Here is a 14846-nt window from a genome sequence, read left to right as displayed (position 1 = left end):
TTTTTTCTATCGGAGGCACAATGCTTTACCGTCTAGCCAGAGCTGGCTTTTTTCAACTCGATGCCGAAAAGGCACACGATCTCGCAATCGAAAACTTTAAACGTTTTACCGGAACACCTCTTGATCTTTTATATCGCCAACAACTTCCTGAAAGGCCAGTTGAATGCATGGGCCTCACATTTCGCAATCCGGTAGGTCTTGCCGCTGGATTGGATAAGAATGGCGAATGTATTGAAGCCTTTGATGCTATGGGGTTTGGTTTTGTAGAAGTTGGTACAGTCACTCCTAGAGCTCAACCAGGTAATGATAAACCGCGCCTTTTTCGTTTGGTTGACGCTGAAGGGATTATCAACCGCATGGGGTTTAACAACCAAGGTGTTGACCACTTAGTCGAGAATGTGAAGAAGGCGAACTTTAGTTGCGTTCTTGGTATTAACATAGGGAAAAATAAAGATACACCGATTGAAAAGGGTGCTGAAGACTACTTGGTTTGTATGGAGAAGGTTTATCCATACGCAGGCTATATTGCGGTAAATATCTCTTCGCCAAATACTCCCGATTTACGTTCACTTCAATATGGTAGCGCCCTCAATGAACTTTTATCTGAGTTAAAGCAAAAGCAGTTGGCTCTGGCTGAAGAATTTCAAAAGTATGTTCCGCTAGCACTAAAAATTGCTCCTGACTTGAGCGATGATGAAATTGCTCAAATATGTGACTCGCTACTTAAACATAATATCGATGGAGTCATAGCAACTAACACAACCTTAGATCGTAGTATTGTCGAAGGTATGAAACACGCTAATGAAGTAGGGGGCCTGAGTGGTAGACCTATTCAATCAAGAAGCACGGAAGTTGTGCGTCTACTAAGCCAATTACTTAAGGATCGTATTCCGGTGATTGGGGTAGGTGGTGTTGACTCATATGTCGCTGCTAAAGAAAAAATGATGGCAGGAGCCCAATTAGTTCAGGTCTATTCAGGCTTCATTTACCATGGACCTAAGCTTGTTCGAGACATCGTAAAAAACCTATAGTAATAAGTGACATTGTCACAATAAATTAAAGTCTATTAATTTGGTTTTTAAAGAGGGGAAGTGATATATCATTTCCTCTTTTTTTTCACCAAATAGTACATAAAATTTGATCAGCAGTTATTGAGTAGAAGATGTAATTTACTCAATAAAGATTGAATTTTACATGAGACTGAAATGATGCTTAAACCGAGCGATAAGTGGACTTGGTATTACGATGACACAGAGCAGCACCTGATGCTAGATCTGGGTGATGACATCATCTTCAGAACAAACCTGTCAAAAAAACTGATTGTGGATTGCGCAATTGGTATAAACGAATTTTCGGTTGATGATGCATCTGCCTTCCAGACGTATAGAGAACAAATCTCATTTTTGAATCTTTCTGAAGCAAGGCAAGCAGAATTAACCTTGTACTGTACTGCAGCCAAACGATTCCACAAACCCGTTCAGCCTAAAAGCTGGTTTTTTACTCCGGTTATAGATGGTGGCTATATCCCTCAAGAAGGCGATTTTGTCCAGCTTTCAAACGACCACAATGACGGTTTCTTTATTGTGCTGGAAGTAGGGGACAATGCCAGCTTGTGCGCTCTCGTCTGCACGGATGACTTCATATTAGACGGTATGAAGTTACTCGAGTTTGGCCAAGCTATCAAAGTAATGCATGACAGAATGTCTAATGCTAACTCTGTTTTGACTCAGGGCCTCCATTCAATGGCACTAGTCAGTTAACACTTTCGTTCCTTTCGTTTCATTTTTGTCGGCCTTGAGCCGACTTTTTTTAGCTCTAGATCTGCCTTACAGCGAAACAAATTAAAAAATAATCACTATTATTGTTAACAAAAATCATCCGTTAACGCCTTCCCACTGCTCAAAAAATACCAAATATTCCTCAATTCTGGCTTTTTTGTAACTAAATTACACAAAACAAATCATCTGGTATATACCAGTTTTGACGTGAATAAGCATTCACTATCGTCAAAAGGCTTTTGAATTAGTTAGCTTGATATTGACTGGTATCCTGTTAACGAAAGTGGGTGATAGCGAGCCATTAACAAGTTAAATCTAAGTAGGTTTTTATGTGGGCAATCGAGATATCGATGATTTAAGGAGAAGTTTTGCTCAGTTAGCGGAGATAATCATAAGATTACACAGGAATTGGCTAACCATATGAGTGCGATGTGGGTATAATCGTCAGTTGGTTATCATTTATGTTAAGAACACTATGCATCAATATCTCGCGGTCACATCCAACGGACTAGAAAACTTATTAGTTGAAGAACTAACCAAGCTTGGGATTGACAACGCTAAACCCGTGCAAGCCGGAGTAAAGTTTACTGCTTCGAACGAACAGGTCTATCGCTGTTGCCTATGGAGTCGCTTGGCCTCACGCTTTGTTCGCGTACTTTCAGAGTTTTCATGCAATGATGATATGGATTTGTATCTCGCCACTTCCGCTGTCAATTGGGTGAGGCAATTTCATAGCTCGAACAAGTTTATTGTTGATTTCAAGGGGACTAACCGCGAGATTCGCAATAGCCAGTATGGCGCTATGAAAGTGAAAGATGCAATAGTGGATAGTTTTGGCAAAAGAAACCTACCAAGACCTTCGATCAGCAAAGATCAACCAGATCTTCGTATTCATGTTCGCTTGCATAAGGACAAAGCCTTACTGGGTATTGATATGGTTGGCGGGGGATTTCACCAGCGAGGCTATCGATCTGAATCAGGTAAAGCTCCTTTAAGGGAGAGTCTCGCTGCAGCCCTTATTTTGCGTTCTGGCTGGGAAGCCAATCAACCTTTGTTAGACCCGATGTGTGGTTCTGGGACGATTTTAATTGAGGCTGCAATGATGGCAGCAAACATCGCACCAAGTATCAAACGTGACAAATTTTGCTTTGAAGCTCTTGAAGATTTTGACTCGCAGGCTTGGGCTGAGATTAAAGCCGAGGCATCAGTTCAAGCTAGAAAAGGTGTCAAAAATACTGACAGTAAATTTTTTGGGTTTGATAATGATGCACGCATAATTCAAGTGGCAAAAGATAATGCTCGTAGGGCGGGAGTCGATACTCTGATTCATTTTGAGCAAGCTGATGCCGCTAACCTGAAGCGTCCGCAAAATTTTGAGTCTGGGGTCGTTTTGTCCAACCCACCATATGGCGAAAGATTGGGTACTCATCCTGGCTTGATAGCGCTTTATACCGCTTTTGGTGCTCAGTTGAAATCAGAATTTAAAGGCTGCAGAGCCTCAATTTTTTCAAGTTCTGAAGAGTTACTAAGCTGTATACGTATGAGGGCAGACAAACAGTATAAGCTCAATAATGGTTCGTTACCCTGTCACCAAAAGAATTACTCTATCTCTAATCGGACATCCTCTTCAGATAGTGACGCTGTCACTGATATGAGTGTTGCACCAGATTTTGCCAATCGACTCAAAAAGAATATCGCAAAAATTTCCAAGTGGGCAAAGAAAGAACAACTAGATTGTTATCGTATCTATGATGCTGATCTACCCGATTACAATGTTGCTATTGATGTCTATTTGGATCATTTGGTTATACAAGAATACGCCGCACCTAAAAATATTCCCGAAGAAAAAGCCAAACGTCGATTGACGGATATCATACGTGCTACGATTCAAGTTACGGGAACCGAGGCAAATAAAGTCGTTTTAAAAGTACGTGAAAAACAAAAAGGCCGTTCTCAGTATCAAAAACTGTCTCAGCAATCGCAAACCATCAATGTATTTGAATATGGTGTTAATCTAATTGTAAATTTGCATGACTACTTGGATACAGGCTTGTTCCTTGATCACAAATTGACTCGTAAAAATATTGGGCAATGGGCGGCTGGGAAAGATTTCCTAAATTTATTTGCCTATACAGGTTCAGCGACTGTTCATGCAGCTTGCGGAGGGGCCAAATCAACGACAACAGTTGATATGTCCAATACCTATTTGGAGTGGGCGCAAGATAATATGAAATTGAATGGTCAAGTCGGCCGTCAACATAGGTACGAGCAAGCAGATTGTTTACAGTGGCTTGAAAATTCGGACTCTTGCTATGATTTGATATTTATTGACCCGCCGACGTTCTCAAATTCAAAACGAATGCAGCAGACCTTTGATGTGCAGCGAGATCACATTCAACTAATGACCAACCTTAAGCGACTGTTACGTCCTAGAGGAATGATCATTTTTTCAAATAACAAACGCCAGTTTAAAATGGATATGGAAGGAATAAGAGAGCTGAAGCTTGCGGCAAAAAATATTTCTTCACAAACGTTACCACTCGACTTTGAGCGAAACAAACATATTCATAATTGCTGGATAATTTCGCATAGCGAATGATGGGATTCGACATGATTACACTATACAGTACGCAGGGATGCCATCTATGTGAATTGGCGTTTGATTTATGCGAACAGAGTGGTGTAGCTGATTTGGTAAGTCACGTCGATATTGCATTCGATGATGAACTGTTTATGCGTTACGGCGTCACTATCCCTGTCCTGTCCATCGATGAGCAGGAGCTTCAGTGGCCGTTCGATTTGCAACAATTACAACTATGGTTAGACAACAATGGCATTACTTACCATAAATAATGGATTATTGGCATACGGCGATCATCCTTTACTCGATAACGCTGACTTTGCACTTGAAGAAAATGAACGTGTTTGTCTTGTTGGCAGAAATGGGGCCGGAAAATCGACACTAATGAAGGTGTTGGCCGGAAAGGTGACTCTTGATGACGGCAAACTTAACGTAACACAAGATGTGATTGTCTCTCGACTTGAGCAAGACCCGCCAAGAAATCAAGAAGGGACCGTTTTTGACTATGTTGCGGGTGGCCTTGCTGATGTGGGTGAACAACTTAAGATTTATCAGGATTTACTTGATTTGGTTACGACTGAACCAACGGAACAACATATCAATAAACTTGCTCGCATTCAGGAACAACTCGAACATTCTGGGGGTTGGCGCTTTGAAGAACGTATTAAGAATGTGCTTGGTGAGCTTAAATTAGATGGCCATGTAAAACTTTCCGAACTCTCTGGCGGATGGCAACGAAAAGCCGCATTAGCACGAGCTTTGGTTCGCGATCCCCATGTTTTGCTTCTCGATGAGCCAACCAACCACCTTGATGTCACGACCATAGAATGGCTTGAGAATTTTTTGAAAGATTTTCGTGGCTCTATTATATTTGTTTCACATGATCGTGCTTTTATCAAATCCATGGCAACGCGCATTGTCGATCTAGATCGAGGCAAACTTGCATCATTTCCTGGAGACTATGAAAACTATCTCGTCGAAAAAGATGAAATGCTTCGTGTGGAAGAAATGCAAAATGCGGAATTCGACAAAAAACTTGCTCAAGAAGAAGTTTGGATTAGACAGGGAATTAAAGCACGTAGAACTCGCAATGAAGGACGGGTGAGAGCACTCAAAAAGCTTCGCGAAGAGAGAAGGGATCGTCGTGAAGTCCAAGGCAAAGCCCAAATTCAAATAGATGATGCCTCTCGTTCAGGAAAGATCGTATTCGAGGCAGAAAATCTCTCTTATAGCGTCGATGGAAAGCAGATTGTTAATAATTTTTCATTCAATATTATGCGAGGCGATCGTATCGCGCTTATTGGCCCAAATGGTTGTGGTAAGAGTACATTACTTAAGCTGCTACTTGGCGATCTTAAGCCGGACTCGGGAAGATTGCACTGTGGCACCAAATTGGAAGTGGCCTATTTTGACCAATATCGAGAGCTCTTAGATCCTGAAAAATCTGTCATCGACAACTTGGCCGATGGTAAACAAGAGGTCATGGTTGGCGGACGTCAGCGACATGCATTAAGCTATCTTCAAGATTTCCTTTTTGCCCCCAAAAGAGCAAGAACTCCAGTTAAAGCTTTATCTGGCGGTGAAAAAAATCGCCTACTGCTTGCTCGTATCTTATTGAAACCCAATAATTTACTAATATTAGATGAGCCAACCAACGATCTCGATATTGAAACATTGGAACTTTTAGAAGATTTACTTGCCAATTATCAGGGTACGTTACTTTTGGTTAGCCATGACCGTCAATTTGTGGATAACACAGTAATGACCAGCTGGATTTTTGAAGGTGAGGGAAAGATAGAAGAGTTTGTAGGTGGTTACCATGACGCACAGCAGCAGCGAGAGCAAAGTCGTAAAGTGCGTAGCAGTGCTCAAATATCGGCTCCTAAAACAGACCAAGATCAATCTGCTAAAACAAAACCAGTATCAAGTAAGCCTAAAAAGTTATCTTATAAACTTCAGCGCGAGCTTGAAGAACTGCCCGCTAAACTGGAACAGCTAGAGGCTGACATAGAGTTAACCCAAGAGAAGGTCAATTCTCCAGAGTTTTTCTCAAAGCCAATTGATGAAACACAACCTATTTTAGATTCGCTTGCTGCTTTAGAGCAGGAGCTTGAAATTGCTTTTGAACGTTGGGAAGCGTTAGAAGCAATGCAACAGGAAAGTTAATATCACATGAGCAAGACTATTTTTAAACTGTCATCTGTTACTCTCGCCCTTATGGGTTCTTTTGCCGCAAATGCCGCTATTTACCAAGTTTACGACTATCAGCCAGTAGTAAATGCAAATGCAAAAACTTATGGCGTAGCCATTCAGCCAGCAGCACTTGGTGCAAATTGCTGGAGTACAGGTTGTGGGCAGACTGACTACGATATTGCATTTGAAGAAAAGTTATATAATGAAGGTTTTGAGTATAGAGACGAAGCTCCTTTTCGTTATAACTTGGGATACGATCTAATAGATAATGATGGCACGTCAATTTATGATGGTTTTAAAAGTTATTGTAATAGCTTTTTAGGTTATAACGATGCTGGATGCTCTCGCTGGGCCGATGAACAGTATAACCAGGGATATGCGCAAGAGCTCAATGGTAATGTTGATGACTCATCCACTTACATCGAGAATTCTTCGGTACAAGTACACCCCACCGAAAATAATGTCATTGTCAATAATTTTACTACCAGTAATGCTGATGCAATTGGCACATACTACGGTGGCAGTTTATTGGAAAGGACCATTGCTTTTTCAGGTGCAACACTGCTAGCAAACCCTAACACTTATAAACAGAGTAAGGCTTGGGCAAAAACGTCAACTGGAACAAATGATATCATCGTCGGAAGTGTTAGCAAACAGTCAGCGGAAAACACAAATGATTATATATCTTCTGCTGCTATTTGGAGCACTGGCGGTGGTGCTCCTGCTGTCATTCTTTGGGATGGAGCCGCGGAGGAAAACCGAAGAACGCCTCAAGGTAGCGCACGGGACGTGGCCATTGTAGGAAGCAAAACATACGCGGTAGGCTACAATTCAGATTCAGAGGAAAGACCTGTTGCAAGTGTATTTGATGTAAACAGAGCCACCTTAGCTGCAACATCGTCAATAATCAGCAGATATTCATCTACCAGTTATTTAAACTCGCTCCTAACTTCAATCAATAATAATGGTTATGCCATTGGCGAAGCTAAATACGCAACAGCAATTAATGGCGCTTACGCTAATAGCTTGTTCTATATCACTAATCCAGCCGATCCAAATGGTAGTTTTAATGAGTTCTCGGGAACAATATTTTTCTCGGGTGCTAATGGAAAGGCCGGAGCAATTAATAATAATGATGAAGTCGTTGGTGCAATAGACTACCAGACTCATGATGAAGTAGGTGGAGATGGTAAACAAAGAGGTCAACGGGGCTTCATTGCACCATTATCATCTCAAACCAAAGCGCCTTTAAATGGTAGAGCTTGGTATTTGGATGACTTAGCCAATGATGGAAACGCTAATTCAGCTAATAACCAGTATAGAATTATTGACGCAACAGACATTAATGATGCCGGCGTCATTTCTGGTACAGCATACTATTGTGCGGGTGGCTATGATACAACCTACCTTGATTCTAAGTGTAATGGTGGAACTCAAGGTTCAGAAAAAATTGTTGCTGTCAAACTGGTTCCAATCCAAGGGGCAACGTCATCAAATATCCAAGAGAGAGGTGTAACCCCTGTCGCAGTCGAGCGTAAAGGTGGGTCTATCAACTGGTTTGTCTTATTGCTCATGGGTTTATTGGGATTCCGCAGGAAATAGGTTAAATTGTAATCTTACGCACAGGTTCAAGTTTTTTGGATCTGTGCTTTTTTATACCTTGAGAAAGGTGGTTTTTTGAACGATCCTTAAGTGTGGAGTAACAAAAGCTCCACAAAAAGTTAATAGTAGTACGTTAGAAAAAAGATATGTATGAGGACGACACTATGAAGAGACAAAAGCGTGACCGCATGGAGAGAGCTCAGTCGCAAGGATATAAAGCAGGCCTAAATGGCCGCTCTACGGACTCATGTCCATACCAACAGATGGACGCTCGATCTCATTGGCTTGGTGGTTGGCGCGATGCCAGGGAAGACAGACACTCTGGTCTCTACAAATAAAATACACAATCCACATACGAAACAAAGCCCCAACATTTGGGGCTTTTATTGTTCTAATTGAGAGAAAATTAACAGTTAGAAAGAAGAGGTGTCTTGGAACAATCCTACTTTTAGATCCTTAGCAACGTATATTTCTTTATCATCAACCAAAACACGTCCATCGGCTAGGCCCATCACTAATTTACGATTAACAACTCTCTTCATGTGGATTTCGTAAGTCACTTTCTTTGCGGTGGGTAGAATTTGCCCCGTGAACTTAACTTCTCCCACGCCTAACGCACGGCCTTTCCCTTTACCACCAATCCAACCAAGGAAGAATCCAACTAGCTGCCACATAGCATCTAAGCCCAGACAGCCTGGCATGACAGGGTCACCAGGAAAGTGACAATCAAAAAACCAAAGATCTGGAGATATATCAAGCTCAGCTAAAATCAAACCTTTGCCGAAATCGCCTTCGGTTTCAGACATTTTGGTTACGCGGTCCATCATCAGCATATTAGGCGCTGGTAACTGTGGATAGCCTGGGCCAAATAGCTCACCTTGGCTAGAGGCCAGTAGATCGTCACGGTTATAAGAATCACGTTTATTTTGCATCATCAATCACTCCAAATTTTTATAGCTGCATCTTAGTGAACAGGTGTACGCTAAACAACTCCGATCAGTCCAATAGTGAGCAATGTTTGTTCTAAAGAAACCAGTTTTTGATGCGTTCCACAATTCCCTGTGGATGTTCATGTTTTTCATAGTTTTCTATACGTTGGGCAATTTTATGAATTACGCTGGTTTCATCATCACCACGAAATGGTTTGCCCATAATAATAGGTATTGTCTCATCAACGGTTTCTACGGACCATATATGAAACTCATCACTCTTTATACTAGCAACAACTTCTTTATTTAGTGCGAGGTGCTTCAAATTAGTTTTGGGAATAATGACACCTTGTTGGCCAGTGAACCCTTGGTGTTTACAGACTCGATAAAAACCTTCAATTTTTTCGTTGAGGCCACCAACCGCTTGAACACGGCCAAACTGGTCAACAGCCCCGGTAACGGCAATCTGCTGATTGATTGGGTACTCGGATAATGCACTCACGAATGAACAAAGTTCAGCCAATGTGGCACTATCACCATCTACTTCACAGTATGACTGCTCAAACACCACAGACGCAGAATAGGGAAGAGGTTCTTCTAGTTTTAAGGCACTGGCTACGAATGCTTGCATTATCATCATACCTTTAGCATGCAAATTTCCGCCAAGCTCTGCTTTGCGTTCTACGTCAGAGATATCACCGTCACCAAAATGTATCACACATGATATACGTGCAGGTTCACCGTATGAAAGCGGATGTCCTGAAACATCAATCACGGTAAGTCCGTTCACTTGCCCAACGCATTCACCTTGGGTTTCGATAATGACCTGACCGTCCAAAATATCTGAAAGTGCTCTTTCAGGCAGGTAAGACTCTCTATTATGTTTGGCTTCTAATGCCTTATCAATTGCCTGTTCGTCAAACTGCGTCCCACTCAAATAAAGAGATGCTTCGTGGAATATGGACAAATACCATAGTGGTTCAATAGGCATATAGCGTTGATCTTCACTATAACGAGCGCCTGCAACCATCAGCCGATGTATAGCCTCAGGTGAAAGAATGGGTAAGTCAAAATCTTTCAATAACGATAGCAAATAACCTAAATAACAGTCTATTGAATCTTGATCAATCGCTATATCGTGCTCAACTTCCGTAAAGTTCGCAAAGCCACTATAGAGATCCCCGTCAAGGTAGTCTAAATCAGCAATCTGATCACGATGCCCCACAACAACAAGCCTAACCGAATATGAATTGATAGGTACTTCATTAGCTAAGTTTTTGGGCGTTACAGAGACTGGGCTATATGCCTGTCCCAAAAAAATAGATTTGAATATTGGCCAGCTACTTGGGTTAGCAAGTAACATATTTGCTGAAACAATTAGAAAGCCACCATGTGCTTTTTCAACTAACCCCTGAGTTTGAGCTGTAATTTGCCCAGACTCGTTACACGCGTAAGTCCCTAGCAAATCGTTTATGTTAATACTTTCTGTGGTAATTGCAGCTTTGCCGGTTAAGTGAGTTAAGCCTTTTGAGATACAAGAGCGGTAAAAAGCATTATCTGGAGAATTAACAATAAGAACTCTATTGTAACCTTGGGTATTAGCCAATGTGGAAAGTGCTTGTTTAAGGCGGGGCTGTATATCTAAAAAGCTGACTTTAGGTAAACATTCAAACTCGGATATGACGTCATCAAACTCTGTATATTGTGGGGTGACTGATTGCCAGCTTTCTTGATTCATCTGCACTATTCATCTACTTGTAAGGTTCTAGATTATATAAAAAAACAGCGATAGATAATACAGCAAATTTGTCAGTCACTCTGAGTCGAATAATTCTACAATTTATGTTGTAACTCTGGCTAAGGTGAGTTACGCTGTAACCATAGTTCAAGTGGAATTTATCGAACCATGAAATACCAACAGCTTGAAAATTTAGAATGTGGCTGGAAGTGGAATTACCTTATCAGTAAATGGAAAAATGGAGAGTCCATTACGCGCCATCTTGATTCTAGCGAGGGGCAAACTGCTATTCGTGAGTTACAAAAACTTGAGTCTGAACCGACAAAAGTGATGGACTGGATAGAAAAGCATATGTCGCCAGAGTTAGATAATAAGCTCAAGCAAGCGATACGTGCAAAGCGTAAGCGTCACTTTAACGCAGAGCAATTGCACACAAAGAAAAAATCCATTGATCTTGATTACCGAGTTTGGGAAAAGTTATCAACCCGTGCTAACGAGCTTGGCTGCACTCTGTCTGACGCGATTGAATATCTGCTTTCGGAGGCATCACGGAGCGAAAAAGCGAGTAGGGCGGTGAGCAGTTTGAAAGAGGACTTAAGTAAACTTCTCGACTAAGGAGACTAGATGCTATACGTTATTTTGGTTGCAGCCATTATCATATTTTGGCTTGTTGCCGTAGACAGACCCATATTACTTGTTCAGTTTAAATCAGGCCAAATCACAAAGCACAAAGGGCATTTCCCAGCGACTTTTCGACACAACATTCTCGATATATCTAAACGAACTCCATTTGATGGTGAGGTCAAAGTTTACCAGCAAAGAAATGGAACCAAAATTATGTTCTCAAAAACCATACCTAAGCCCACACAACAACGCATTAAAAATGTCTTCCCTCACCAAAGTTTTTCTTCCAATGGTAGAAAACGAGCTAGGTAAATCTGCTCTATCTGCAAAAATGGGAAGACCACATCCAAAAGTTTAGCTCTGTGGAAGCTGTGCTAAACTTTTTATAGGCATCCAACGTGAGTGGCTCTGTTTTGTTACTGTCGAATAAGGTTTATAACCAAGAAGCGAGTGAAATTGCGGCCAAAATTTCAGATATGACAAGAACTCGCTATGCAAAGTGGTTAGTCAGTATAAAGTATGTACTTGATCAATCTGATGTTGACTCTGCATTAAGCAGACAAAGTGAATTCTGTGACACTGTAATTCTTAATGAAAAAGAGCGAGTGATGGAGAATCAGCGTCTGTTGTTGGAATGTGAAAGCAGCAAAGTGCAGGAAAGAAGAAAAGCAGCAGAGGAGAGACAGCGAATATACGAGAAAGTCGTTGGAGACATATCCAAACATGCGGTGGAACTGTTGATTGATAATCTTTCTGACCGTGAAGCTTTCAGGCTATTTGGCCGTTTTCCTGACTTCTCATATTTTTTAAGTACTGCTTATTCACCTTCTGTTACGTACAGCAAGCTAGATGTATTGGCTGTTAATGATCATCTACTGAAAAATAACCTTATTGATTTATGCCGTAACCCTAAGTTTTGTGACCGAATTGGGAAAACAGTCAAAAGTTTCACTGATACTAAAATGGCGATTGGTTTACTCGGTATCGAGAATTGCCGACTCCTACTGCCGATTCTTATGGTCAAGCCTTTGCTTCGTTGGGATGAGCCAACAACCAAACTTATTGCTCCAAAACTATGGCAGCACATGATCTTAACCGCTAATGTCACTAAGCTTCGTCTAACCGATTCTGGAGTGAAATCTCCAGAGCAAGGGATTGCTCTGGGTATCATACGCACGATAGGCCAGTTTGCGATCGTGAATAACTTTCCACTTATTTTTGAAGATGCATTGGTTGAACGTATGCAGTTTTACCGAGAAGAAAATCGCCGAGAGGAATACTATGCATGTGCAGAAATAAAACCGACAATGGAAGTACTTCCCGAAGCCTTATTAAGTCTAGATAAAGTTTTAACAAGAAAAGTTATAGAATTCATCGATTGGTGCCCAAACAATATCCATCTAAGAAATGCTCTACTTGAAGACTTGGATGATGTTCCAATTTTGGAAAGAAGCCCCTATGGTGCAGCTCTTGCTCAAGGCCAAGCTTACTCGATTTTCGATTCACTCGAAAGAAGTCATGTCTTTGTAGAGAAACATAAACCCATTTGGTTTGCTAATGTTCAAATGCCACCCGATGCGCTAAAACAAATCCACAACAGCCATCCTGGAAGGATCGATCTTGAGAGCTAGATGCTATTGATACCTTTTACAAAACTCTTCACCATATAACGGTATGTAAAGCATAAACATAAAGCGAATGATAGCTCCCTTAAAATGTTGATATTATCATGAGGGAGCCAAACCAGCAGCTTTACATCTCTATTACAATATCAGAATCTTCTGTTGTGAAGAGATGAGCTTTGTTTTGTTTAATAAGTTGGGCAGCATAAGAAGGCGTTACGGCATGAAGATCACCTTTCGCTCTCAACATATATGCTTCCCACGCTTGATCACGGTATTTGCCAGTCTGAGTATATTGAATAAGTACTTTCATCTTGACCTCTCTATTCTACGATTTGTGAAACTAATCTCAACATTACTGACATAGATCAAATTTTACACCTGTTAATTTTGAAACCTAAGATTAACTCCCATAACAACGTCGATGGCATAAGATTAGCTTCAAGGCCCCCAGTTATATTTGCCGAGAAATAGATTTATTCACAAGAAAGTCATAGGTTTAAAATTTCTACTTAATTAAGATATTTTGCAATGATTCTCGCCATGATTTTGAATTTAATGAGGTTAAAATTTTTTATAATGAATCTAACCGCAGTAAAATCACACATAAAAGTAAAAAATAATTAACAAATTAGGCAATTTTTTCACTTATATATACTTTAATGTTTATAAATCAAATTAATTGCTAGCAATCCATCACAGACACAAGTACTTTGGGTTTCACAAAACTAAATTTTTGTTACCTTGTTCACGCTTTGAGGTCATATCTCAATGCCTTACATTTCTGTTTCGGGTAACAGACCGGCTCTCACGAGCCGGTATTTTTATAGAAATACATGATGTTTTCGTAACTTAATCACTGCTCGTATCAAGAAAAATTTTCCTATGCTTTAAGGTAGCAACCAGAATAAGAGAAAAGCATGAAGCAGCTAGCGATAAAATTAATAGTTATTGTATTGTTAATTTTACCTGTAGAAGGAATGACTTTAACATTAAAGCTTGCATATTCCGATGTTGAATCATACCCATTTCAAATGGGAGATGGTGCCGATGTTGCTAACCCACCAGGCCTTGCTTTAGATATAATTGATAACGTGGCATTGAAGCTGGATATTGAAGTTGAATATTCTCGCTTACCGGGTAAAAGAGTATTGGAAGCAATCGCATTAGGTAAAGTTGATGGAGGATTTATTTTTTCCTTTAACGATCAACGAGCAAAGCATGCTCGTTACCCGATGACTGGAGACATGCCTGATAGTGCCAAACGCATCGCCACCATTGGCTATTATTTTTTTTCTCTCGAAGAACAATCAATTGAATGGGACGGTGAAAATTTAGCAACCCCAGACTACAAAATTGGAGCACATCTAGGTTACTCAATAGTGAAAGATTTGCAAAAAAGCAGCTAAAAGTACATGAAGTAAAAACCACCGAACAACTGTTTAGCATGCTAGAACTAAAACGACTACCCGTTATTGCCTTACAAGATACGATGGCCCAAAAGTTCATAGCAGAACAAGGTCTCACCAACATTAAACAAATTCGTCCCGCAATAAAAACGAAAGATTACTTTTTGGTTTTAAGCTATCAATTTGTTGAACGTAACCCACAACTTGCATCCGATATATGGCAACAAATTGAAGAGTATCGAGATAATGTAGTTAAAAGAAAGGGGCAGCAGTACTTCAACTAACTGCAGTGAGTTATTGCGAGTTATGTGCGTATTTCGGTGATTGCGATCGCTCGTTTCGGTTTATTCCGATCACTTGATCCTGCCGT

Annotated in this window: 15 protein-coding genes; 12 read left to right on the top strand and 3 right to left on the bottom strand. The window is 40.7% G+C overall.

Going from position 1 to position 14846, the window contains the following annotated elements; all coding sequences use genetic code 11:
- The first annotated feature begins 20 nt into the window (after positions 1–20).
- The 7 genes from pyrD (at position 21) to rmf (ending at position 8492) form a co-directional block, all read left to right on the top strand.
- On the top strand, positions 21–1031 hold the full coding sequence (gene pyrD, locus QQK21_RS15730) for a quinone-dependent dihydroorotate dehydrogenase (protein WP_284193134.1): 1011 nt from the start codon (positions 21–23) through the stop codon (positions 1029–1031).
- Positions 1032–1208: 177 nt separating this feature from the next.
- Positions 1209–1760: a cell division protein ZapC gene (locus QQK21_RS15725; RefSeq protein ID WP_284193146.1), complete on the top strand. Its 552-nt coding sequence runs from the start codon at positions 1209–1211 to the stop codon at positions 1758–1760.
- Between the two features lie 493 nt (positions 1761–2253).
- The gene (rlmKL, locus tag QQK21_RS15720; RefSeq protein ID WP_284193133.1) at positions 2254–4377 is read left to right on the top strand and encodes a bifunctional 23S rRNA (guanine(2069)-N(7))-methyltransferase RlmK/23S rRNA (guanine(2445)-N(2))-methyltransferase RlmL; all 2124 of its coding nucleotides are present in this window, start codon (positions 2254–2256) and stop codon (positions 4375–4377) included.
- A gap of 11 nt (positions 4378–4388) precedes the next feature.
- Positions 4389–4631 carry a glutaredoxin family protein gene (locus QQK21_RS15715; RefSeq protein WP_284193132.1) on the top strand — a complete coding sequence of 81 codons (243 nt, stop codon included), beginning with the start codon at positions 4389–4391 and terminating at the stop codon, positions 4629–4631.
- Positions 4609–6525: an ABC transporter ATP-binding protein gene (locus QQK21_RS15710; RefSeq protein WP_284193131.1), complete on the top strand. Its 1917-nt coding sequence runs from the start codon at positions 4609–4611 to the stop codon at positions 6523–6525. The genes QQK21_RS15715 and QQK21_RS15710 overlap by 23 nt, the downstream gene beginning before the upstream one ends.
- Positions 6526–6531: 6 nt before the next feature.
- Positions 6532–8154 (top strand): DUF3466 family protein, encoded by a 1623-nt coding sequence (locus QQK21_RS15705; RefSeq protein ID WP_284193130.1) that lies wholly within the window; start codon positions 6532–6534, stop codon positions 8152–8154.
- 164 nt (positions 8155–8318) lie between these two features.
- Positions 8319–8492: a ribosome modulation factor gene (gene rmf, locus QQK21_RS15700; protein ID WP_114785731.1), complete on the top strand. Its 174-nt coding sequence runs from the start codon at positions 8319–8321 to the stop codon at positions 8490–8492.
- A 75-nt stretch (positions 8493–8567) separates the two neighbouring features.
- On the opposite strand, the gene fabA is transcribed toward rmf, so the two are convergent.
- Together fabA and QQK21_RS15690 are read right to left on the bottom strand one after the other, a co-directional pair.
- Entirely contained in the window at positions 8568–9086 is a 519-nt protein-coding gene (fabA, locus tag QQK21_RS15695; RefSeq protein ID WP_284193145.1) for a bifunctional 3-hydroxydecanoyl-ACP dehydratase/trans-2-decenoyl-ACP isomerase, read from the bottom strand.
- Between the two features lie 91 nt (positions 9087–9177).
- Positions 9178–10821: a Lon protease family protein gene (locus QQK21_RS15690; protein WP_284193129.1), complete on the bottom strand. Its 1644-nt coding sequence runs from the start codon at positions 10819–10821 to the stop codon at positions 9178–9180.
- A gap of 168 nt (positions 10822–10989) precedes the next feature.
- On the opposite strand from QQK21_RS15690, the gene matP reads away from it, so the two are divergent.
- The 3 genes from matP to QQK21_RS15675 all read left to right on the top strand — a co-directional run bounded on the left by matP (position 10990) and on the right by QQK21_RS15675 (position 13076).
- A complete protein-coding gene (gene matP, locus QQK21_RS15685) occupies positions 10990–11436 on the top strand; it encodes a macrodomain Ter protein MatP (protein ID WP_284193128.1) in 447 nt (148 codons plus the stop codon).
- A 9-nt stretch (positions 11437–11445) separates the two neighbouring features.
- Positions 11446–11757, top strand: coding sequence for a DUF3634 family protein (locus QQK21_RS15680; RefSeq protein WP_284193127.1), 312 nt, complete (start codon positions 11446–11448; stop codon positions 11755–11757).
- Between the two features lie 101 nt (positions 11758–11858).
- Positions 11859–13076, top strand: coding sequence for an HDOD domain-containing protein (locus tag QQK21_RS15675; RefSeq protein ID WP_284193144.1), 1218 nt, complete (start codon positions 11859–11861; stop codon positions 13074–13076).
- A 121-nt stretch (positions 13077–13197) separates the two neighbouring features.
- On the opposite strand, the gene QQK21_RS15670 is transcribed toward QQK21_RS15675, so the two are convergent.
- Positions 13198–13380, bottom strand: coding sequence for a hypothetical protein (locus QQK21_RS15670; protein WP_284193126.1), 183 nt, complete (start codon positions 13378–13380; stop codon positions 13198–13200).
- Between the two features lie 607 nt (positions 13381–13987).
- On the opposite strand from QQK21_RS15670, the gene QQK21_RS15665 reads away from it, so the two are divergent.
- Positions 13988–14476 carry a hypothetical protein gene (locus tag QQK21_RS15665; RefSeq protein WP_284193125.1) on the top strand — a complete coding sequence of 163 codons (489 nt, stop codon included), beginning with the start codon at positions 13988–13990 and terminating at the stop codon, positions 14474–14476.
- Positions 14477–14514: 38 nt separating this feature from the next.
- On the top strand, positions 14515–14760 hold the full coding sequence (locus QQK21_RS15660) for a hypothetical protein (RefSeq protein ID WP_284193124.1): 246 nt from the start codon (positions 14515–14517) through the stop codon (positions 14758–14760).
- Positions 14761–14846 lie beyond the last annotated feature (86 nt).

It is taken from the genome of Vibrio zhanjiangensis (assembly GCF_030161235.1).
In the GTDB taxonomy this organism is placed as follows: Bacteria; Pseudomonadota; Gammaproteobacteria; order Enterobacterales; family Vibrionaceae; genus Vibrio; species Vibrio zhanjiangensis.
This window is presented reverse-complemented; position numbering and strand designations above follow the sequence as displayed.